We start from the raw sequence: 22,252 nt of genomic DNA, 5'->3' as shown, positions 1-22,252 counted from the left end.
CAATAAGATTTTTTTATAACAATCTCAATTCACGAGTTAAAGAACCCTAAAAACATTATGTTTTTGGGGTTTCTTTTTTTCTCCCCTTATTTACAATATAAACTCCTAAAAGAATAATTCCTGAGGCTAATAAATGAATAGATGTAAACTTTTCTCCATCCAAAATTCCCCAAAAAATACCAACAACAGGAATTAAATAAGTAACAGATGTTGAAAAAACAGCATTTGAGATCTGAATGAGTTTATTAAATAAAATTTTAGCCATCCCAGTCCCAAATACAGCTAAAACTGCTATATAAAGTAAGGAAGTTTGAAAAGCTTCATTCTGTAATGTTTCCGTTTTAAAAACTCCAGAAAAAAGTAAGACAATAATTGCAGGAAAAATCATAACCGCAAAAATCCCAACTGAGATTGCCATTACAGGAACTTCTTGCAATTTAGATTTTACAATATTAGCATTGATAGCATAACAAACTGCTGCAATTACCACCAAAAGTGCAAAAAAGTAATTCTGCCCTGGATTCACATTCGCACCTTGAAAAATAAGTAAAATCGCACCTAGTAATCCCACAACCACACCAACTACTTGATTTTTTGTAAAATCAACCTTAAACACCAAAAACCCAATAAAAATTGTAAATAAAGGCACTAAAGAATTTAATATTGACGCAATACTACTATCAATTTCCGTTTCGGCATATGCAAATAAAAATACAGGAATAAAAGTCCCACTCATTGCAGAGGCTGCAATCCATTTCCATTTTGATTTGTCTATTTTCCACAACCACTTAAAACCAATCAGAAATAAAAAAATAGAAGAAAATAGTACACGTACCGCTCCAAGTTGAATTGGTGTTAATCCAACCAATCCCTTCTTAATTAAGATATAGGAACTTCCCCAAATAAGAGAAAGTACAATTAAATAAATCCATTTTTTCCGATTCGTATCCATCCAACACATTTTTTTGAAGTCGCAAAATTGAGATTTTTAAAGTAGATTCTATCGCTTTTTTATATATTTTTGCAATTGTATAATCAATAACATTGATGTTAAGAATTTACCCAATATTATTTACTTTATTGTACATGCTGGCCATGCTAAAACCAGTTTTGCCAGTATTCGATTATGTGGTAAATCAAGATTATATTGCCGAGTATTTATGTATTAATAAAGACAAACCCGAAATGCATTGTGATGGGAAATGTTATTTAATGCAGATGTTAGAAGAGCAACGCAATGAAAAAAAGCAAAACTTACCTTCTATAGATTTAAGAGAGTATCCAATAGGGTTTGTTACCGTTTTAACATTAGAAAACACCACTTTTTCTCCATCAGATTTAAAAAATACAAACAATTATACCAATAAATATAGCTTTCTTAATAGCTACCAATATTTCCACCCTCCTATTTTTTCTTAATCATATTATTTATTCGAAACAATTATTTTATTTGGGCGTTCCCTTCGGGCGGGCTTTTCGCGCTACGCGGTAGCTTGCTTCAATCCCTAACGCAAAAGGGAGAACTCCCAAACTGAAAACAATTTATTTAAAAACACCTCTTTCGAATATTTAATCCCTCATAGAGAGTCTAATTCCCCAGAGCCTGTGCTGAATTTACCGAAGGGCTCTGCGTCGATATTAATTAAATTTGTATCCTTTGAATACCTTGTGGGCTTGCCCTGAGGTAGTTGATTCTATGACAAGTTTGATTTTAAAACAGTTGTTTTAACTACGTTTTTTTGAATACCCAAAAAGCGCTCTCCTCCAACAAGGTTGAGAAGATTTATAATGGTTATTTCATAATTATTGGAGTATAAAACAGCACACTAACATTTAAAAAAAAGTGTCTGTCTAAAAAGTATCAAAACTATAAATATCGTCCTAAGCTCGTTGTGAAACTTCGACAAGCTCAGCTCGATAAGCTCAGTTCGACAAGCTTAATTCAACAAGTTCAGCTTGACAAATCAGTTTAACAATTACAAATTACTTTTAAGACTAGCACAATAACACATTTGTATCAAGAAAAAAATGAAAAAATATATAGCTACCATGCTCTTCATGGCAATTTCAATAGTACAAGCACAGGAAGAAACTACAAAATGGACATCTGGACGACCAGATGGACATGCACCAATATCGGTAATGGGAGACCACACTCACTCTAAAGGAGAATGGATGTTTTCCTACCGGTATATGTATATGAATATGGAAGACTTAAACCGCGGAAGTAGCGATGCTCCATACAGCGATGCACTTTCACAATATATGATTACCCCAAAGAGTATGCCTATGAATATGCATATGCTAGGAATTATGTATGCGCCGTCAAACAAAATTACGTTAATGGCAATGGCAAATTATACTGCTCAAGAGATGACATTAGGCAACATAATGGGAGGAGAATTTAATACAGAATCTTCAGGTTTTGGAGCTTTATTACAATAAAATCAAACAACAACTAAACTACTGAATATCAATTAAATAATAAAATTCGAATTTTAAAAAATAGCATTTAAAACCATTTAAAACCATCTTATTCTGTACTTATTCTGTACTAGTTTTTCTTTATAATTTTTTAACTTTATAACTGTATAAATTATCAGATATGGCAAATGTAAAAATCGTTCTACGCAAGAATATGATTAAGAAAGACAAAACTATTCCATTGGCTATTCGTATTAGTGAAAACTATAGAACTAACTACAAATGGATAGGTCATTCTGTACTAGAAAAAGATTGGGATAAAGATACTGGTAAAGTAAAAAGCTCTCATCCTAACCATAAAAAGGTAAATATGTTTTTGATGAAAAAGCTTATGGAAGTAAATAATATTTACTTTGATGCCAATGATTATGTTTCCCCAAAGACGGCAAAACAAAAGCTTAAAGGAGCCGGAGGCTCTAAGTCATTTTTTGCGGTTGCAGCTGAACGGATAAAAACCAAATATGACCGTGGTACTTTTTCAGTGGCAAAATCAGAATTATCCATATTATACAATTTGGAAGAGTTTTTAAATTTAAAAACGTCAATGAGTAGAAAAAAAGCAATTAAAGGGATTGAAGACCGCCGGAAGGAACGTATCAGCAAAGGTCGTAAATCTGAATTTTCGTTGATGGATTCCCTTACGCATTTTAAAAAGAAAGAATCTTTACGATTTCAAGATATTAATGAGAGGTTCATCGAAAAATATAAAACTTTTTGTGCAGCATATCTTGGTCAAAAAACAAGAACTATTACCAATCAACTTATTTTTATTAGGACGTTATTTAATATGGCGATAAAAAATGGTGTGGTTGATTCAAAATTCTATCCATTTGCCGGGGATAAGGAAAAGATACGTATTGGTTCTAGTCATAAAATAGGATTAACCATTGAAGAAATAGAGCGTATAGAAGATTTAGAATTAAAAAAAGGGACTTCTATATGGCATACTCGAAACGTGTGGTTAGTTGCTTTTTATTTTGCAGGAATTCGCATATCCGATATAGTACAGTTAAAATGGGAAGACTTTAAAGATGGCCGCCTATTCTATGTTATGAATAAGAACGAAAAGCCTCTTAGCCTTAAAATTCCGGATAAGGCAGAAACCATTTTAAAATGGTACAAAAAAGAAAAGAGGTTCAATAACGGTTATGTATTTCCTTTTTTGAAGGAAGCAAACCCTAAAGATGTAGAAGATATTTTTGTAAAAACACGTAATGCAACAGCGCTCTTCAATAAATACCTTAAGAGAATAGCTGAACAATGTAAGGTGGAAAAAAAACTATCGAATCATATAGCCCGACATAGTTTTGGTAATATAGCCGGTGATAAGATACACCCCTTAATGCTTCAAAAACTGTATCGCCATAGTGATCTTAAAACCACATTGAATTATCAAGCGAACTTCATTCACAAAGAAGCTGATGAGGCTTTAGATAGTGTTATCAATTTTTAATTTTGTAAGGTTCGAAACAAATATTTGAAAGAAATAGTGTCCCTATGTCTTACATTTTTTCAGGACCTTGATAAAAGCATATAGGCTTTAAACCAATAAAAGAATGATTCCGGATTTGACCTTTTTAGTTTATTCAATCGGGTTTCGAAAGGTTGTTCTATAATCCAATGGGTTAATTCTCTTGGATCTGTAAATCGTTCTATTTCTTTTGCTCCTGTTTGAAGCAAGGCTGATATGTATGCAGCCTTTGCTGCCGGTATCATGGCACGCTCTATATGAAAGTTTTCAGAGAAGATATAATTTTTGATGTTCTGAATACCTTTATGAAGCTCAGTAAAATTCCCATTACCGCTTTTGCCCCTGGTAGCAATAACCATTGCTGTTTCAAATATGTCTTTTAAAACATCTTCCGGGGTTAGATTCTTCATACCACGATACGACAGCTCGGTCTTGGCAAATTGATTAAACACAGTAGAAACAATTTCCATGTCTTCAACCATATCAAATAGATGGCCAACATCAAACAGTTGTTTGATAATCTCCACTTCCTTCTCTCTGTTGTAAGGAACGCCTGTTGTAGTGGGTGCAAACGCCGTTAGTTTGTCCCCCAGAATGGCTTCAGGTATAGGAACTGTTACCGTTAAATTGTCCCATTCTGATTTTGTAAATATGGAAGCAATTTCAATTTCAGCAGTATAATCCTCATAATGGCTTTCCTCGTACAGAATATCCAACAAAATATATTCTTTCTCTGCTTTCGTGTTAGTAACCGGTTTATAATAGAATTTATAATGCGCCTTCTCTATATCCGATTCTATTTCACGTTCGTTTTCCGCAAATTCAAGGAAATCTGAATTTTGAATAACACCACTAAAAATTTCCTCGATTTTCTGTGGTCTATTGGAAACAATAACGTCCACGTCTATTGATAGTCTTTTGGGAGAAGGAAGTAACAGCATGAGTGCGGTACCGCCTTTAAATATATAATCAAGCCTACTATTTTGAAGATGTTCCAACAAGTATAATGCCCGTACTACTTTTTCGACTAGTATAGGATCGGATTTATATTTTCTTGCAACATCATCTATCCATTTTATTGTTAGTGAATCCGGGTGTATCATTGTTCTAAGATTCGGCAGTAAGTATAATTTACTGCCGTTGTTTTGATTTGTTTATTAGCTCTTGTATTTCTGACTTTTTAGTTCTCCTCGTGGCATAACGCAACATTCTCGGCTCATTGATATGGTATTTATCAAAAGCAGTTTGATATATCCTTTGTAGTTCTGCACCCTGAAAAGTTGCATACAAATCCGGGTCGCAATAGATATCAACCAACATTTTTTCAAGGGTTGTTGTACTTACTTGATTAACCTCTTGTATAGGAGCCTCTGTGGTCAAGTGTGTTATTATAACAGGCTCTTTTGCATTGGCCACATATTGGTTCAGTATCTCTGTTGAAGGGTCAAGAAATACATTTTTGCCCTGGTCGTTCAATGCGTAAAACACGGATTCCATAACATCCCTATCCACCTCCAGTATGGTGTAAAACCGACCAGGCTGGTGAAGCATAAATTCATTGAGCCATTTAGTAGACCATACACAAGTATTAACAAACGGAAACTGGTCATTAATTTTCCTGAATAGTTTTTTTAGGGATTTGTCGGTTTCGGGGACATACTCTTGAATTTCACCCTCTGAAAGCGCATAGACCCCCCTTGATAACCTATGTAGGATTCCTTTTTGGGTCAGCTTATAGATTCTCCAATCTATAGTGGATCGTTTTATCCGTTCATTAAATTGTTCATAGAAATCAACAATATCCTGAATGGTTATTTTTTGACCAGGAATAAATCCTTCCTTTAACTTATCGATATGTAAAGATGTATATGACAAAACAATTCATTTGGACAAAGATAATAAAAAGCTAAGATTCGGCAGTAAATTATTTTTACTGCCGAAGTTTAATATTTTTATTCCATCTATAATTTTCAAAGTCTAGTTGACAAAGTTACCTTCCTGCTCCCATTCAATTCCTGTAATTCCATCAATAATTTTTCCTTATCTCCAAGTACAAATTTAGGTAACACATATACAAAGCGAAGCGATTGACCATTCCATATCTTATTAGGATGATTACAAATGTAAATTGGTTTCATTTCAAGCCTTTGATAAGAAGATTTTCGCTTTTTATTACCACTGACACTATAAACTTTTAAAAAATCAGTTTCAAACGTAATGCCAGAAGTATTGAATACTTCCATTACTAAATAGATTTCGGATTTGTGATAAATCATTTTCTGAAGTTGTATTTTAATCCCATTCTTTTGTTTTGCAGCTATTCTTTTAGGCTTGGTTTTAAGCAGGTATGTACTGAAGGATTTAAAGTATTCGAAATTCTTCTCAATACTATCCAACCGTTTCTGCTTTGGTTTTGGCTCCGCCGACAACGGTACTTCCGAACCAATGCTTTCTGCTTTTGATATAAAGTAATTTAATTTTGGTAGCTGTTCAACATATTTCAAAATATATGAATACACCTGTCCGTCTTCTGTTACAACCAACAAATTACTTACTTCACCAGGCTGCGCTTGCAATAATCCGAAATATTGTTTTGTCTCCCGATTATAGGTAAACACAAAATGAGAGGCTCCAGTTATCCCTTGGCGGATAGCTTCCGGAAAAAATAAGGCAACATTCTTTTTGTTATTAGCATACAGCGTATCTGATACAGATTGAGCTTTTAAAGAACTCGAAAAAATTATAGTTATAAGTACAAGTATTGTTTTCATGTGTTCATAATTTATTGTTTTTTAAATATCACATGGAACATCCATATAATCATCCCTTTGTGTGTTCAAGAAATAATTAAGGCTGTTTCATTGCTTAAGTTTTAATACTAGTTGATAATTGTCCATTACAGTCACTTTAACTTGTCGGTTACTCCTTCTAAAAAGTTGTTTGATGCCACTTACTTGCGGAACTCCAGCTATGTTGATATCATCGACCACATCACCTACGACTTGTTTTCGTACATCTTCCTGAAAACTGTTTTCTATGTAAATACCTTTACTACCATCATCCAAATCATACGCTTCAAACTGAATAGCGCGTCCATTGAGATGTTCAATATTTAGGATGGTTCGGTTTGGTTTAAAACTTACAAAACCATACACCAGGGTATTTTTCTCAATTATATCACCGCCAATTTTGGCTGACTTAGAAAGCCGCATACGCAATCTAAAATCTTGCTTTACGGTCTGTGTGCCATCTACGCGCGCCATTAATTCTTTGTCCGTATGACGTATAAGTTGTTCTAGATTTTCTTTTGGATCAGATGCAAAAAATAGTTGATGTCCCAATCCCAGTTCCTTTACGCTAACCTGTAATTCTTTTTCTTCGATAATAGAAGTATCGGTCTCAGGAATATCAGAAACTTGAAATATGGGCTCCTTAGGCCCTTCTGAATAATTACTTTCTAACTGTTTTAATGCTGAAATGTTTTCATATCGCTTTTGCCCTAAGAAATAGACACTGTCAATTATTCTTTTTTTGCGGATACTATCCTGGTCGGCATTGTAGTATCCCAGAGAATCTAATAACCGTTCATCATAGACACTTGGCGCATTGGTTTCCCGTTCTTCTTTTAAGGCTTCGATAGCCTCCATTTTGCTTTCATATTGTTTCTGTTCTTCACCTAGTTTAGGAACAGGTACTTGATTGTTTTTAATAGTCGTATCCTCATCCTTTCCAAAGGTGATGATGGCATAAAAAACAATAAACAAGACCACACTTGCAATGATCAATACCATTACGATTTTACTTTTCTGGATTTTCATAATCTTTAAGTTTTCTAAGTGTATTTTCAAAATAGTCGGTAACTAATAATCCATGGGGATTATGCGGAAAGTTCCGATCCACATGGATCAGGTTTCCGCTGGATATAAGTTCGTAGGTATCGGTTATGGCACCCCGGTTGATTTGGAAAGTAGTTACCGTTTTGAATGGATAGGGTTCGCTTTCTATTGCTACATGAGATTGAATGCTGATGACCTTCTGTATAAGCGAATACTGCAAGAGACGATTATATACTGGAAATTCTTGCCAAACTGACCCATGTAATCCTGCGAAAGTGACCCACTGAATCCTATTTAAAGTGACCCGGGTATTCCTGTCTAAATTGACCCACCTCTAGAAAGAGCATGTATTAAATAACTTGTATGGTTATAATCAAGAAAAATAACCATGGCAAACATACATTTAGACATGCGAAAAATCAAACAACTATATCGTTTACATACTCAAGGAGTTAGTAAGCGGAGCATCAGTAAACAACTTGGTATATCCAGGAATACTGTTCGCAAATACATCGAATTATTACTAAAGAGCAAGCTTACAAGTGAAGAGGTTGATAAGCTTGGTTTTGAAGATTTACGTATATTATTGCATATTGATGAGACCCACATAACGACTCGTCATGAGTATGTTTTTAAGTTATACCCAGAGGTAAGCAAACGCCTTAAAAAGGTTGGAGTTACTCGTTACATGATCTGGGAGGACTATTATCAAAATAAAAAGGTATTTATCTCTTATTCTAGATTTTGTCATTTGTATAGAGTTTGGTCTCGTACTCAAAATCCAGTCATGCGATTTAACCATAAGGCTGGGGATAAAATGTTTGTGGACTTCACAGGAAAGAAATTAGCTATCATAGATCCCGCTACTGGTTTACTAAAAGAAATGGAAGTATTTATTGCTGTACTAGGAGCAAGCGGCTATACCTATGTAGAAGCTTGTCGTTCACAAAAACGAGAGGATTTTATTGGGTGCATAGTAGGTGCATTACATTTTTTCGGAGGCGTTCCTAGAGCAATAGTAACTGATAACTTAAAGTCAGCTGTTACAAAAAGTAGCAAGTATGAGCCTATCCTTAATGAGAGTTTATTGGCTATGGCAACTCATTATGATACCACGATACTTCCAACAAGAACCTATCGTCCAAGAGATAAGGCACTAGTAGAAAATGCTGTAAAGATTATCTACACAAGAGTTTTTGCTCCATTAAATGGGAATGATTATTATACCTTAAGTGCTTTAAATGAAGCTGTATTAGAACTCACGGGGAAGCATAATAAAATTAACTTTCAAGCAAGGGACTGTTCTAGGTTAGATTTATTTACATCTTTGGAGCAAGAAGAATTATTGCCATTGCCTACAGATAAATATCAACTACGTGCCTACCTAATGGGAACAGTATATAAGACCTCTCATATCCACATTAATAAAGATAAGCATTATTACAGCGTTCCTTATCGTTATATAGGAAAGAAGGTTCGCATCATTTATACAAAAGACACCGTTGAAATTTACTATAAGCAAAAACGGATTGCTGTTCATAAAAGAGGCTTAAAACGTCATGGTTACACTACCGATAGCGAGCATATGCCTTCAACACATCGTTATGTAGCTGATTGGAATCCTGACACCTTTTTAAATTGGGCTGAAGGTATTGGAGGCCATTGTAAAACTTTCATCACTTTATTATTAGGAAAAAGACAACATCCTGAACAATCCTATAAATCTTGTGCTGGTGTATTAGGGCTAGCTAAAAAAGTTGGGAATGAACGTCTTGATAATGCTTGTAAACGAGCTTTAGATTATGAACGCATCAATTATCAAAGTGTTAAAAGTATTCTTGAAAAAGGATTGGATTTTATACAGGAAGATACCAATACAGAATCTACAATCCCTAAGCATGGAAACATCAGAGGGGGCGATTATTATAAATAATTAAATCATTATAAATTATGAATGACCAAACATTACAACAAATGAAACAACTAAGGCTATATGGCATGCATAGAGCCTTTACGACAACACTAGAAGCAAATCATCTAGCATATACTAATGATGAGCTAGTAGCGTATTTATTACAATCTGAATGGGATGATAAACACAATAGAAAAATAGAACGATTAACCAAAGCAGCCAAGTTTAGATATAAAGCTTCTGTAGAAGAGATATCTTTTGAATCCAGCCGAATGATTGACAAAAACCTATTAATTAGGTTCACATCGTGCGAGTTTATTAAAAACAAGGAAAACATACTCATTACAGGAAGCACAGGTGTTGGTAAAAGCTTTATTGCCTCAGCTATTGGATACCAAGCTTGTTCTCTAGGGTATAAAGTCAAATATTACAATATCAATAAGCTTTTTGCTAAACTCAAACTAGCTAAAGCAGACGGTTCATACATGAAAGAAATCGATAGAATAGAAAAACAGGATTTGCTCATTCTTGATGATTTTGGACTTCAAGAACTTGATACTAATAAAAGACAAGCTTTTATGGAAATCATCGAAGACAGACATGGAAAACGTGCTACTATCATAGCCTCACAACTACCAATTATGGGATGGCATCAAATTATCGGAGAACAAACTATTGCTGATGCTATTTTAGATCGACTGGTACATGCAGCACATAGAGTGGAACTTAAAGGTGAATCCATGAGAAAAAAAAGAAAAAAACAATGATAAATTTTATATTTTTATAAGCACAAAACTGCTCTTTTTAGAACCTGTTTTACTATGCTCAATTTAAACAGGAATGGGTGGGTCAACTTTACAGGAATTTACACTGTAGTATACTTATATCAAACTAAACCTGTTTTTCACTCGATTAAAAATGAGCCATTCTACAACAATGCTCAGTTATTAAAGAAAATTTCACTTGGTAAGTCCCATGAGGTTATAAGAAATAAGCTTTTAAAGTGTGAAAATAGTGAGACAAAATTTCAGACAATCGAAGAAAAACTTCAGCGAGTTTTTAATTCTAAATTCACTTTAAAAGTAAAGAACAGAAGTAAGCAAGATGAAGAGTATGTTAGGATAACCATTAAAGAAGAGAATAAAAAAGAAATTGATATTTCATTAGTAGGAAGTGGAATACTTCAAGTACTCGAGATATTCTCTACTCTTGAATTTATTAACAGAGTTGACCATTGTTTAAATATATTGCTAATTGATGAACCAGATTCTCATGTTCATTCAAATTTACAAGCAGCCTTAATTGATGAATTACGAAGAGATGAAAATAATCAAGTATTCCTAATCTCTCACAATGATCGGCTAATACAAAAAGCTGAGGAAGGAGAGCTATTCTTCATCAATTCACTGAACTTGTCAGATGGAACCATTAAGAGTTTGCCAAAAGATAGTTATGACTCCGTAGTGTCATCATTAGCAGGAACTCTTCTGAATCTTACAGAAAGTGAAGAACAAAAGATAATAGTTATAACTGAGGGTAAAACAGATAAGTTAATATTAGAAACAGCATGGGATAAGTTAAACCCCTCTACTGAGTGTCCTTTCCTGTTTATTTCTAGCGGATTGAATTTAGATGAAACGAAAAGATCTGGAAATGCCGATTTTGTGAGGAGAACAATTGAATTAGTTTCTACTATTTCCGATAGCATTAAGTTGGTTGGTCTTTTTGATAATGATCGAGAAGGAAATGAAAAGTTTAAGGGGGTAAACAATGAGGTATTCGAGACTTATCAAATTGAAAATAATACGAGGAAGCATAAAGAAAAAGAAATATACGCTGCTCTTCTTCCTGTACCTACTTTTCGTTCAGATTTTGTAACAGCTACAGATATGATACAAAGATACTTTGTTGTAGAGCACTATTTTGAGAACAATATTCTTGAGGCAAATAATATGAAGGGAGCTGGAATATTAGGTACCACTGTATTCAACATTCAAGGTAATAAAGATAATTTTTCAAATGAAGTAAAAAACTTCCCTCCTGATTCATTTAGCCACTTTGAGATAGTATTTGATCAGTTAGAAAAACTGTATGAAAACGAACCAATAGAATTAGAAAGTAATGATAGACAACTGGTTTAAAAAAGATATAGACAAAATTTTAGGCAATCATTCCATTGCTGTATTTGTAGATGAATCTAATGACGCTTCATTTCTGTTAGAGAAGTTGAAGAATGAAGCTAATGTTTATAGAGTATCAAACGAAGTAGAAGAATTAAAAGCCAAGTATGAGATTGAAAAATACAATGGCAACGGAAGTAAGTATTTAATCTACACTAACACTCCTAAAAACAACCTAAAGTTTGTGCGTGAATACTGTGAAACAAATGGTTGTGTGGAAATTAAATATTTGGATCACTACATAAAGAAAAAAGTAAGTCAACACCTAAACTTAAATATCAACCTACCTAAAGAAGAGTTGATTTCGGCAGCAAAGGTTAGCGTAGGTAAAGATCAAACTTATTGGATCGATTTGAGCCATAAGGGAGCGTCTGAAATTTTTGATCTAGAGAAAGAGTTGCTTCCCTTTTTGGATAATTCAAAAGCATTTGTGAAGAAGTTTGATGTTGCTACACAAGAGATTTTTTATAAAAAAGTAGCTGAGCTCATTGGTCAAAGCTATGTAGAAAAACCAGCTACGACATTGGCATCAGAAGTTGCAAATCATTTGTTAGATGGTTTATGGAATAACAATGTTAATCCACTGCTTTTAAATGTTTACAAGGCATGGTTGGATAGTGTGAGCTACAAAGCTTCATTCCAAAGCTATCTTGCGAAATATAAACCCGGAAAAAAAGCAAACCCATTTGAAATACATCCTTCACATCCGTTTGTTCAAGTTGATGAGTTGTGGTTAAAGGAAATTGGAACACAATTAGATAATGCTTCATTTATTGCATCTATTCTTCCGAAAGTGAATCAGCGAAATGCCGATAAGGCTGCTAATGGTTTAGGGATTATCTTTTGGAAGCAGGTTAAAACACTTCTAGAGTTTGACGAAAAAAACATCAACCAAATTAGCTCTTTCAAAGAAGCGGTCGATTTTTATATAAAGCATTTCTCAAAATTAGATGGAGCTATTAGAAAGCTTTACAGCTCTTTCCTTACACAAAAGGAAATAATTGAACCATGGCAGGCTTACTATAAAAATTTAGCCACTATCTACTTAGATAAGTGGTTCCGATATGTTGATAGCTATCAATCTACTCAAACTGGAAAAATTCAAGAAATACTAGATAGCCATAAGGACAAAACGGCTATTGTTGTTGGTGATGGTGTTTCTTGGGAGTTTGCACAAGATATAATTGATGCGTTTGGTAAATCGGATTACGAACTATCAAAAAACTATCTTTTTGCAGGATTACCTTCCGAAACGGAACACAATATGAGCCAGTTATATGTAGCTACCGGAGAAGTACTTCCCACAAAAAAGGAAAGAGAACAATACATTACTAAAACGAATGAAGATAAAAATATCGAGTTCATTGATTTAGAAAATGTAAATGAGACCACCGATAAAGCAGACTACCTTATATGCAGCTACAAGGATCCTGATAAACTGGGAGAAACCTATCAACAAAAAGCGTTAAAGTACTTCGATCAAGTTGCCACCATATTTGCTGATAAAATAAAACAGCTCCTACAAAATGGATATAAGCAAGTTTATTTGGTTACTGATCATGGCTTTACATTAACCGGTATTTTAGAAAATTCGGATAAAATAGAAATCAGTTTATCAGGTACTACTGATAAAAGCGAACGATATATCCGATCGAAAACACAGCAACAATTTGACAGTAGCTTATTAATCGAGAAGGAACTTCCATACAAGGAGTTTGAATACTGCTATTTTGCAAAAAGATTGGGTCCATTTAAAACTCCAGGTGTTTATGGATTTAGCCATGGTGGAATTTCTCCACAGGAAACACTGATTCCATATTTCAAGTGGACAAACAGAACTTCAACTGCCGATTTACTAGATGTATCCATATCTAACAAGTCAGATTTAAAGGAAATCACCGGGAATCTTTATGCTGTTAAGATACAAGGTCACGCTGATTCAAGTAGTTTGTTTGCTTCTGAGAGAAAAGTATTCTTAATGTTTTTTAATGATGGCAATGAGATTAACAAAAGTGACATCATTACCATTGAAAAAGGCAAAGAGATCAAAAAGGAATATCAGTTTGATGGACATCAGCAAGTTGAAATCAAGGTGCTGGATGCCACTACGAGAGAACAATTAGACAAAGCCACTGTAACTAAAAGCTCCGCAAGAGACTTAGGAGGCTTACTATAAAATATTAGTATATGATAACACTAGACGCTTTAGATAATAAATTGTTAGATGCCTTTAGAGGCTTTGTGGTAAAAAAAGACCTTGTAAGATTAGTAAAGGTTGGAGCAAATGTTCCTGTTTTTGTATTGGAATATCTTATAGCTAACTCATGCTCTACGGACGATGAAGATAAGATCAAAGAGGGAATGGCAAATGTGAAGAAGATTTTATCTGAACATTATGTGAATCCTGAAGAAAGCGATTTAATTCAATCAAGAATTAGGGAAAAAGGAACCTATAAAATCATTGATAAAATCTCAGTTAAGCTCGATACTTCAAAAGATGTTTATTGGGCTCATTTACAAAATAGTAATATTAAAAACGGAGTAATATCTGATGCAATGGTTAGCACCCACGACAAGATGTTGATGGGTGGTATTTGGGCAATAATAGACATAGAGTACGATGCCTTTTCAAAAGACGGCAACAAGGGTACTCCGTTCGTTATTCAAGATATTAAACCCATACAGCTATCTACGTTTGATAATTCTAAACTTTTAGAAAAGCGTCATCAATTTGATAAAAAAGAATGGTTGAATGTTTTACTAAGAAGTTGTGGGTACGAACCCGAATCAGAGGGAATGTCAGATAGAGTAAAAATGCTTCTGCTTTCTCGTTTAATTCCAATGGTTGAATCAAACTTCAATTTTATAGAATTAGGTCCACGTTCTACTGGTAAGTCATTTGTTTTTAAAGAACTTACCCCTTATGCAGTATTAGTTTCAGGTGGACAAGGTACTGTTGCTAAATTATTCGTTCACGGTAGTACAGGTAAAGTTGGGGCTGTTGGGCAATGGGATGCTATTTGTTTTGATGAATCTACCGATAAGATATTTAAGGAAAAAGATGCTATTCCTTTGATGAAGGATTACATGGAGTCAGGTTCCTTTTCAAGAGCAGGTGCAGGTGGTGAAATAACTGGTGTAGCTTCAATTATTTTGAATGGTAATATCAACCAACCTGTTGAGACAGTTTTACAAACTAGCCACTTGTTTAGTGCTTTATCCGATGAAGTGAATAATGACACAGCATTTTTAGATAGGATCCATTTTTATCTACCGGGTTGGGAAATGATTAAGTTCTCTCCCAAAAACTTCACAAGTAATTTTGGTTTCAGTACAGATTATTTCTCGGAATGCTTAAAGTCATTTAGAAAAGTAACCTATACTGATGTTATTGAAGAATACTTTACACTTGGTTCTCATTTAAAGCAAAGAGATACTAAGCCTGTAAAGAAAACTGTCTCAGGATTCATAAAGCTGATGCATCCGGACGGTAACTACAATAAAGAAGATGTGAGGGAGTATCTTGAAATTGCTATTGAGATGAGAAGAAGAGTTAAGGAGCAATTGAAGAGAATTGGTGGAATGGAGTTTTGGGACACGAACTTTTCATACATTGACAAGGAGACACAGGAGGAACATTATGTAGGTCTTCCTGAAGAAAAGGGCTCACATCTAATTGAAAATACACCTTTACAACCGGGTGTCTGTTATACTTCAACAAGTGATGGTGAAAACATGGCTTTGGTCAGAATTGAGGCAGTAATTACTTCGGGATCTGGAAAGCTAAATATCTCAGGTGTAAGTAATACTCAGGTAAAAGAGAATATTAAAAATACATTTCAGTACATTAAGGCAAACGAGAAGAGCATACTTAATGAACAGCATTCATTAAAGAACTTTGATGTTTCTATTCAAGTTACCAATATGCTTGGGGCAAGTATTTCTACTGGAATAGGATCCGCAGTTTATATATCCATCATATCGGCAATCTACAAGAAAAACCTAAAGCCTGGACTGGCTGTTTTAGGTAATCTATCGGTCGGGGGTGCGGTTGAAAGAGCGATAAATTTTGCAGATAAAATAACAATGCTTTCTGAAAATGGTGCAAAAACAGTAATTGTACCAATGGATAACCTTTCTGAATTAGCAAATGTCCCTGCATCAGTTCTTGGAAATACAGATGTTCCGTTCTACTCGAATAACCAAATGCTAATGCAAAAGGGAATCCTTTTGGATTAAAACAAAAATTATGGCAGACCAGGCGAAATTTCAGAAAATGTTGGAGGTGCTTCTCATGCTTGATTGCAAGTATGGTAGAACTATCTCGGAGCTTTCGGATCGTTTTGATATTTCTCAAAGAACGGTGTATCGCTATTTTGATACCTTCAAACAGGTGGGCTTTGTTATTGAAAACAATAACGGCTATTTCAGAATTGATAAGGAAAATTCTACGGCACAGGATATTAGCCAATTGCTGCATTTTACAGAGGAAGAGGCTTTTATTCTAAGTAAAACCATACATGCCATTGATGAAGATTCAGAATTAAAGGAGAAGTTAGTCAAGAAGCTTTACAGCCTATATGATTTTGATAGAGTGATTCATGCCATTGCTAAAAAAGAAGAAACTGAAAATATATACAACCTAATCCAAGCCATCAAGCAGCAAAAACAAGTTGTTTTAAAGGAGTACAAATCTGGTAACAGCAAGAATATTCGGGATAGAATCGTTGAGCCTATTGATTTCACAATCAATTACACGGGAGTTTGGTGCTACGATACCGAAGACCAAACCAATAAAATATTCAAGGCTTCGAGAATTGAAGAGGTGGAAATACTGGATAATGATTGGCAATTCAAACCCAAGCATCAAGTTGGAATTACAGATATATTCCGAATGGAAAGTTTTGAACCTATTGCGGTGCAATTAAAGCTATCATTATTAGCCTATAATCTTATAATAGAAGAATTTCCTTTAAGCGAGAAGTATCTCAAGAAAAAAAATGACACCCATTATTTATTAACCACTGATGTAGGGAATTTTATAGGGGTTGGACGTTTTGTACTTGGGTTACCTGGAGAAATTGAGGTGGTGTACCCTAAAATATTTAAAGATTATTTGAACGATAAAATTGTAAAAAACTATTAAGTCATGTGGCTAGTTTAAAATATGAATTACTAATTTTACCCTTATGGCAAACAATACAATAAAAACTATATTCAAAGCAAGTCGCCCGGGAGAATACGTGGCATTTTTCACCATACAAATACCTACTATGGAAGGTCCTGGAATTGTATTTCTAGGGTGTGATGCCTATAGCGAGTTTGGCTTTCATACTGGTGTTGAAGAAGATGAATCCCCTGCTAATATTTTAAAGCATATTTACTTGCTAACTGAGGATGAAAAATTTGTTATCCACAGAGATAAAGGATTTACTTTAGTTCTAGATCGCTATGAGGAATTATCAGAAAGAATAGAAGGTATCATTAAACCTGTTAATGGTCGATTATTGTTTAATAAAAAATTTCACGACCAAATTACGAAGCCCATGCGAGAGGGATTTCTGAAACACTAAAATTTGGGATAAACTAGAAGCAAATAATACTTCAAACAATTAGGTTATATACCTTTAAAAATAGACTGCACTTCCCGATGGATTTTCTGAAAATGTATAGCCAGGTCTGTTTCTGATACCTGATGTTCTTGTTTAGGCTTATCTTTTAAAATGGGCTGTAACTGAAAACGTACCTTTTTATCCTTCCCATCCGCAAAGGCTATAAATTCTCCTTGCTTCAGTTTAAAGAAAATTTCGGCTCTACGTTTAGAAACCTCGCGTTCCCCTTTGGTAATACGGCTTTCAAAACTCATACCACTACTTTTGCTAATACTTCTAGTGGGCGTTTTAATCATTTCAAAAAAACGTTCATAGTATTTGGCGGTATCTGGATCATTCACTTTTCCAAAAAACTGATACGATAAGTTGCTTAAAATAGCCTTGCTGGCTTTATCCCCATATAGCAGATCGTTTTGTACTTTATCCTGCATCACATAGACGGTACAAATATCATAACTACGTAGCGTCGCCGGAATGCGGTGCATATTGGGGAATTTCAGAGTTGGTGCTTCTTCCATCAATAAAAAGGAGGAGGCTTTACCCCGTAGGCTCATCTGTTTGATAATAGTATGCATCACCATGGCAATGACAGGCGAATAGGCTGAATCATATTTAGGGTTGTTCACCAAGGCAATCACCGCAGGGTTGTCGGGGTTATTGATATCCAAAGGCACTTCATCTTTAGACAACACATAGAATAATTTTTTGGAACTGATTTTTTTAAAGGCATTGGCCAGGGTACTTTTCACCCCAGCGGTTTGCTTTTCGGATTCAATCCCATTGATAAAAGCACTTGCCATACTTCGGGATGTCAGGTCAGACTTTAAAAATGCCACTAATTTTTTTGTGTTCAGCGTCTGAAACAAGGTGATGATATGAGGCAAGGTACAGTAATCAGGATACGATGTTTTCATTTTCCAAATCATACCACTGAGTAGGCCTTCCACTGCATCAGAGAAAAATTTATTACTACCGCTATTTTCCGATAGGTTCTGTTCCAATAAGTTTTCCATGAGGACTCGCGACACCTCATTAACACTTTCCTCATTGGTTAAGTATTTCGGAGCGATCGGATTTACCCGAAAGTAAATCACATCAAAAGCAATGGTATAAAAAGGAATTTCCATGGCAGTGAATAGCGGATAGGCCATTTCAGTAAGCTCAAAATCCTTATAATCATGGATGACCCCACAAAAACCATTTTGGCTGAAATGTTGCAAAAAATTATAGACCACGCTTTCCGTTTTCCCACTACCTGCTGAACCAATGACCGAAGCCCCTCTTCGGATATTATCGATTTTAAAGTTGCCGTTTTTCAGTTTGAAACGCACCTTATATTTCTTATGAATCTGTTCCTTTTTTTCACCGTAAAAAAGTCCATACAAAACAGCCCCCACAAATAACATTGGAGAAACAATATACAGGATGATATGTTCAAGCTGCCAATTCATATCCCAATAGATCCGGATTCAATTGCTTTTCCAATACCCCTTTTCAGTGTATTAATAGCTTTCATGGTGAGTTGCAGTTTGTTGGTAGGGATACTAAGTAGTGATGTATTTATGCCTGTTTTTTGTAACAGTTTAAAAGCCATCGCCCTTTCGTTTGTGGGTAGTTTGGTAATCATGGAAAAATACAGCTTCGGGTCTTTTAGAAAGGTTTTACGGGCAGTGTATGATTCCACATAATTACGTTTGTATTTGAATAGGTTATCAAAAGTTTTTTCGGCATTCCTATAAAAAGCATCCCTGTCGAATCCGCGCTTCACCGTTTTGCCGTTCATTTCCACTTCAGATGCTTTGTATTTGCTTCCCGGAGACAAGCTATAACGATTAGATGCATCCTTGCGGCTCACAATAATATGAATATGGCTTTGAGGTCCGGGCTTAGGCATATCTCTAACAATACGTTTCCCATTTAGTTGGTGTGGTGCTTCACGTTCCAGACGCTCAATGGCTTTTTGCAGCTTTTTGATATTGCCTGCTGTTTCTCCACGCTGAATGCTTCGAACCTGTTGTTTTAGTTCCAGAATTTTAGTGGCATAGGGTTGATTTTCTTGAATTTCTTTATCGGAGCCTTTAAACGTACGTTGTCGTTCCACTTTGGCGAAATATTTAATATCATTTATACTAACAGGTTTCCCATCAATTTCCCGGTTAAAAGCTTTAGCGTAAGCTTTCATGGCTTCTCGGGTATATTGTTTTAAAGCTTCAGGAGAATCCCCAATAGCTTTTAGTTCTCCCTGACTTGGGTTTAGGGTAATGGAATAAAACTTAGGTTCTGATTTTTTAAGCTTTGCCGTATTGTTGTCAATTTCTTTGATGACCTCTTCAGCGGAGATTTCATTATGATGCTGATCAAAAAAATGCTCTAGTTCAGGCATGGGTTTCCCTTCATTCTCCTTTTCGAGATAGTCTACAAAAGCGGTAGCACTTTGACCAAAGTTTCCGCTAAGACTTTGTGCGGTTATGGTGATGTACATTATTTAATACTTTTTTAAAATGTTCCAATTCGTCTTTATCCATATTCAGTTTATGGTAGCCTTTTCCAAAAGTTCCCTTTGTATATATTAACTGTCGCCATAAAACATCCATCTGATTTTTATAACCACTGAGTTCCTGTTGTATCTCTTCAAAACGATTTCGGTAATGTTCCAATTCGGTATCCCTGGTAATGGTTTCAGGAGTACCAAAATCAAAAGGATCTTTTGTCATTTCAATTTCCTCTTGTTCTTCTGATTGTGTTATTTCCTGAAAGAGCGTATCCAACATGGCTTTGGTGGGCAGGGTCTGTTGTTTTTCGATGTTACGAACAATAGCAATTAGGGCATTGATTCGTTTTTTGGTATCATCGGCTTTAACTCCAAGATTATCATTAGGGTTAAGGTTGTTCCACTTAAAGAAGTTTAACATAGCCTCTAAGGTTTCCGAATGCGATTTGGAAACAGATTTGGAAAAAGCCCGAAAGCGTTCGGCAATATCTTTTTTGACATTGATCCCAGAGAAGCCGTATGTTGAAAATTTCTTCATTTTGCTGCAAAAAATTGCCTGTTTATCATGGGTTTCAGAAGTTTTGCTGCAAACTCCTGAAAATCAGCACAATTAATATATTTATAATCAACTGAAAACCAGTTAATTATAAATTTTAAGCAAATCGAAACACCGCATCGCGTGTTACCCTCTTGCTCTTCGATTTCCGTCCCGCAGGGACAAAATTTCTCAGACACCCAACCAAAGTTGGATGCTCTATTTTCATTTATGAATTGGTCATTTAAGGAAAGTCAAATAAAAAAAGTAATGACCAAAAGATGTTGTTATTCAATGTTCTAAAGATACAATTTTTAAGGATTTACACATCGAAAAAGCCCATTATAATAAATGGGCTAGATTGGTGTGATTTGTTGTTTAGATATTGAAAATATACTTATAATTGTATAGATTTCGTATGGCTTCTTCTTCCAATAGGGCTTCGTAATTGACATAATGTTCCCTGGCATAGTTCTTTAATTGCTCCCCAAAACGGCTTTCGACATCCTTTTTGGACATGGAAAGCAAACGATTTTGGGTGTCATTATCGAGATTGTTATAATTCAAATAGACCATAATTTTAAAATTAAGTTCCTTACAAATCATATAGGTTAGGGTCAAAATCATCGGGATAGTTTCCTTGGTCTTGACATGCTTCCAACCAGTTTTCAAATTCTTTATTGCTTGTTTCCATAACATTCATTTTTATAATAATCCATTATCAGCGAAGCTATAATACCCACCATCAGGCGTTATAATGATATGGTCAAGTACGGCAACATCCAAAAGCTGTGCCGCTTGTTTGATTTTATCGGTTAATCTTTTGTCGGCTTCGCTCGGTTCCAATTTATTGCTCGGATGGTTATGCGCCAATAAAACGCCCACCGATAAAGTTTTTAATACAATGGCAAATAGGATGCGAATATCAACCAAAGTACCTGTAATGCTTCCGGTCGATAATGGATAAATCCCTTTTACCTTATTGGAGTTGTTCAGCAATAGGATTTTAAAGGTTTCGTTTAAACCTATGGTGTTTTTATCCCAATTCTTAAAGAGTAATTCCGCAGCTTGCGACGAACTTTTAATAGGGTTTGATTTCAATGTACCGATTTTTTCACGGTAGCTTATCTGTATTTCGTTAACTTTGTCGTTCATTGTTCCTTTATTTAAAGTGAATAATAAAAAGAGGGTGCTACTTTCGACGGTCACACCCTCTTTGTTGTTTTAATCGTTACCCCCTAGTAATAAGATTTCAGAAGTAACCACTTCGGTAACATAGCGTTTTACGCCTTCTTTGTCCTCGTATGAACGAGAGGTTAATTTTCCTTCAATAGCAACCTCTTTGCCTTTGCTAACATACTTTTCGATAATGTCGGCAGTTTTACCCCAAGCGACAATGGTATGCCAGTTGGTATTGGTTTGTCTTTCGCCTTTGGAATTTTTGTAATTCTCATTGGTAGCCAATGAAATTCTAGCAACTTTTTTACCGTTGTCTAGTGTAGTAATGGTAGGTTCTTGACCTACGTTTCCGATTAACTGTACTTTGTTTCTTAATGTACTCATGACTTAAAAATTTAAAAAATTAAACATTGATTTACTTATTATATCCGGCAGCGTTTTTCTTTTTTGATTTTTTTTAGTTTCACTTCCGAATTGATATTTTACTGGTGATTTCATGATAAACTGGTTTTGATTTACTTCCCATAGAGCCGTATAGCTGTTATCTTTTTT

21 protein-coding genes and 1 pseudogene are annotated in these 22,252 nt (G+C 34.9%); 10 read left to right on the top strand and 12 right to left on the bottom strand.

The features are described 5' to 3' along the window. Nucleotides 1-55 precede the first annotated feature (55 nt). On the bottom strand, nucleotides 56-952 hold the full coding sequence (locus JOOMADRAFT_RS05930) for a DMT family transporter (protein WP_008611963.1): 897 nt from the start codon (nucleotides 950-952) through the stop codon (nucleotides 56-58). Between the two features lie 95 nt (nucleotides 953-1,047). Between JOOMADRAFT_RS05930 and JOOMADRAFT_RS05925 the strand changes: the two genes are divergently transcribed. From JOOMADRAFT_RS05925 to JOOMADRAFT_RS05915, 3 genes are all read left to right on the top strand, one after another. Continuing rightward, nucleotides 1,048-1,419: a hypothetical protein gene (locus tag JOOMADRAFT_RS05925; protein ID WP_008611962.1), complete on the top strand. Its 372-nt coding sequence runs from the start codon at nucleotides 1,048-1,050 to the stop codon at nucleotides 1,417-1,419. A 609-nt stretch (nucleotides 1,420-2,028) separates the two neighbouring features. Next, nucleotides 2,029-2,445, top strand: coding sequence for a hypothetical protein (locus tag JOOMADRAFT_RS05920; protein WP_050989662.1), 417 nt, complete (start codon nucleotides 2,029-2,031; stop codon nucleotides 2,443-2,445). Between the two features lie 160 nt (nucleotides 2,446-2,605). Next, nucleotides 2,606-3,937, top strand: coding sequence for a site-specific integrase (locus tag JOOMADRAFT_RS05915; RefSeq protein WP_008611961.1), 1,332 nt, complete (start codon nucleotides 2,606-2,608; stop codon nucleotides 3,935-3,937). 59 nt (nucleotides 3,938-3,996) lie between these two features. Here JOOMADRAFT_RS05915 and JOOMADRAFT_RS05910 read toward each other — a convergent pair whose 3' ends face one another. From JOOMADRAFT_RS05910 to JOOMADRAFT_RS19830, 5 genes and pseudogenes are all read right to left on the bottom strand, one after another. Beyond that, entirely contained in the window at nucleotides 3,997-5,058 is a 1,062-nt protein-coding gene (locus JOOMADRAFT_RS05910; protein WP_008611960.1) for a nucleotidyl transferase AbiEii/AbiGii toxin family protein, read from the bottom strand. A 28-nt stretch (nucleotides 5,059-5,086) separates the two neighbouring features. Further along, nucleotides 5,087-5,830 carry a DUF6577 family protein gene (locus tag JOOMADRAFT_RS05905; protein WP_008611959.1) on the bottom strand — a complete coding sequence of 248 codons (744 nt, stop codon included), beginning with the start codon at nucleotides 5,828-5,830 and terminating at the stop codon, nucleotides 5,087-5,089. A gap of 95 nt (nucleotides 5,831-5,925) precedes the next feature. Beyond that, nucleotides 5,926-6,726 (bottom strand): DUF4138 domain-containing protein, encoded by an 801-nt coding sequence (locus JOOMADRAFT_RS05900; protein WP_008611958.1) that lies wholly within the window; start codon nucleotides 6,724-6,726, stop codon nucleotides 5,926-5,928. A gap of 87 nt (nucleotides 6,727-6,813) precedes the next feature. Further along, the gene (gene traM, locus JOOMADRAFT_RS05895; protein ID WP_040879557.1) at nucleotides 6,814-7,773 is read right to left on the bottom strand and encodes a conjugative transposon protein TraM; all 960 of its coding nucleotides are present in this window, start codon (nucleotides 7,771-7,773) and stop codon (nucleotides 6,814-6,816) included. Further along, nucleotides 7,754-8,026: pseudogene (locus JOOMADRAFT_RS19830) on the bottom strand (conjugal transfer protein TraK); the annotation flags it as partial. The gene traM and the pseudogene JOOMADRAFT_RS19830, both read right to left, overlap by 20 nt. 153 nt (nucleotides 8,027-8,179) lie before the next feature. Here JOOMADRAFT_RS19830 and istA point away from each other — a divergent pair. From istA to JOOMADRAFT_RS05855, 7 genes are read left to right on the top strand one after another with little or no spacing between them, the layout of a single operon-like run. Continuing rightward, on the top strand, nucleotides 8,180-9,724 hold the full coding sequence (gene istA / locus JOOMADRAFT_RS05885; RefSeq protein WP_008610833.1) for an IS21 family transposase: 1,545 nt from the start codon (nucleotides 8,180-8,182) through the stop codon (nucleotides 9,722-9,724). 17 nt (nucleotides 9,725-9,741) lie between these two features. Next, nucleotides 9,742-10,470 (top strand): IS21-like element helper ATPase IstB, encoded by a 729-nt coding sequence (gene istB / locus JOOMADRAFT_RS05880; RefSeq protein ID WP_008610934.1) that lies wholly within the window; start codon nucleotides 9,742-9,744, stop codon nucleotides 10,468-10,470. Nucleotides 10,471-10,524: 54 nt separating this feature from the next. Then, nucleotides 10,525-11,844 (top strand): AAA family ATPase, encoded by a 1,320-nt coding sequence (locus JOOMADRAFT_RS05875; protein WP_008611956.1) that lies wholly within the window; start codon nucleotides 10,525-10,527, stop codon nucleotides 11,842-11,844. Then, nucleotides 11,825-14,059, top strand: coding sequence for a hypothetical protein (locus JOOMADRAFT_RS05870; RefSeq protein WP_008611955.1), 2,235 nt, complete (start codon nucleotides 11,825-11,827; stop codon nucleotides 14,057-14,059). The genes JOOMADRAFT_RS05875 and JOOMADRAFT_RS05870 overlap by 20 nt, the downstream gene beginning before the upstream one ends. 11 nt (nucleotides 14,060-14,070) lie before the next feature. Then, on the top strand, nucleotides 14,071-16,122 hold the full coding sequence (gene brxL / locus JOOMADRAFT_RS05865) for a protease Lon-related BREX system protein BrxL (protein ID WP_008611954.1): 2,052 nt from the start codon (nucleotides 14,071-14,073) through the stop codon (nucleotides 16,120-16,122). A 10-nt stretch (nucleotides 16,123-16,132) separates the two neighbouring features. Further along, nucleotides 16,133-17,029 carry a helix-turn-helix transcriptional regulator gene (locus tag JOOMADRAFT_RS05860; protein WP_008611953.1) on the top strand — a complete coding sequence of 299 codons (897 nt, stop codon included), beginning with the start codon at nucleotides 16,133-16,135 and terminating at the stop codon, nucleotides 17,027-17,029. A gap of 43 nt (nucleotides 17,030-17,072) precedes the next feature. Next, nucleotides 17,073-17,456, top strand: coding sequence for a hypothetical protein (locus JOOMADRAFT_RS05855; RefSeq protein WP_008611952.1), 384 nt, complete (start codon nucleotides 17,073-17,075; stop codon nucleotides 17,454-17,456). 44 nt (nucleotides 17,457-17,500) lie between these two features. Here the strand turns inward: JOOMADRAFT_RS05855 and JOOMADRAFT_RS05850 are convergent, their stop codons facing one another. The 6 genes from JOOMADRAFT_RS05850 to JOOMADRAFT_RS05825 all read right to left on the bottom strand — a co-directional run bounded on the left by JOOMADRAFT_RS05850 (nucleotide 17,501) and on the right by JOOMADRAFT_RS05825 (nucleotide 22,084). After that, entirely contained in the window at nucleotides 17,501-18,946 is a 1,446-nt protein-coding gene (locus JOOMADRAFT_RS05850; RefSeq protein ID WP_008611951.1) for a type IV secretory system conjugative DNA transfer family protein, read from the bottom strand. Further along, nucleotides 18,943-19,977, bottom strand: coding sequence for a MobB family relaxase (gene mobB, locus JOOMADRAFT_RS05845; protein ID WP_008611950.1), 1,035 nt, complete (start codon nucleotides 19,975-19,977; stop codon nucleotides 18,943-18,945). Before mobB ends, JOOMADRAFT_RS05850 begins: the two co-directional genes overlap by 4 nt. Beyond that, the gene (locus JOOMADRAFT_RS05840; RefSeq protein WP_008611949.1) at nucleotides 19,946-20,524 is read right to left on the bottom strand and encodes a BfmA/BtgA family mobilization protein; all 579 of its coding nucleotides are present in this window, start codon (nucleotides 20,522-20,524) and stop codon (nucleotides 19,946-19,948) included. Before JOOMADRAFT_RS05840 ends, mobB begins: the two co-directional genes overlap by 32 nt. Before the next feature lie 375 nt (nucleotides 20,525-20,899). After that, nucleotides 20,900-21,097 carry a hypothetical protein gene (locus tag JOOMADRAFT_RS20495; RefSeq protein ID WP_040879946.1) on the bottom strand — a complete coding sequence of 66 codons (198 nt, stop codon included), beginning with the start codon at nucleotides 21,095-21,097 and terminating at the stop codon, nucleotides 20,900-20,902. Between the two features lie 129 nt (nucleotides 21,098-21,226). Then, nucleotides 21,227-21,676: a JAB domain-containing protein gene (locus JOOMADRAFT_RS05830; protein WP_008611945.1), complete on the bottom strand. Its 450-nt coding sequence runs from the start codon at nucleotides 21,674-21,676 to the stop codon at nucleotides 21,227-21,229. Nucleotides 21,677-21,745: 69 nt separating this feature from the next. Next, nucleotides 21,746-22,084 (bottom strand): single-stranded DNA-binding protein, encoded by a 339-nt coding sequence (locus JOOMADRAFT_RS05825; RefSeq protein ID WP_008611944.1) that lies wholly within the window; start codon nucleotides 22,082-22,084, stop codon nucleotides 21,746-21,748. Nucleotides 22,085-22,252: the final 168 nt, after the last annotated feature.

Origin of the sequence: Galbibacter orientalis DSM 19592, assembly GCF_000260115.1 — a bacterium.
Classification (GTDB): Bacteria; Bacteroidota; Bacteroidia; order Flavobacteriales; family Flavobacteriaceae; genus Galbibacter; species Galbibacter orientalis.
This window is presented reverse-complemented; position numbering and strand designations above follow the sequence as displayed.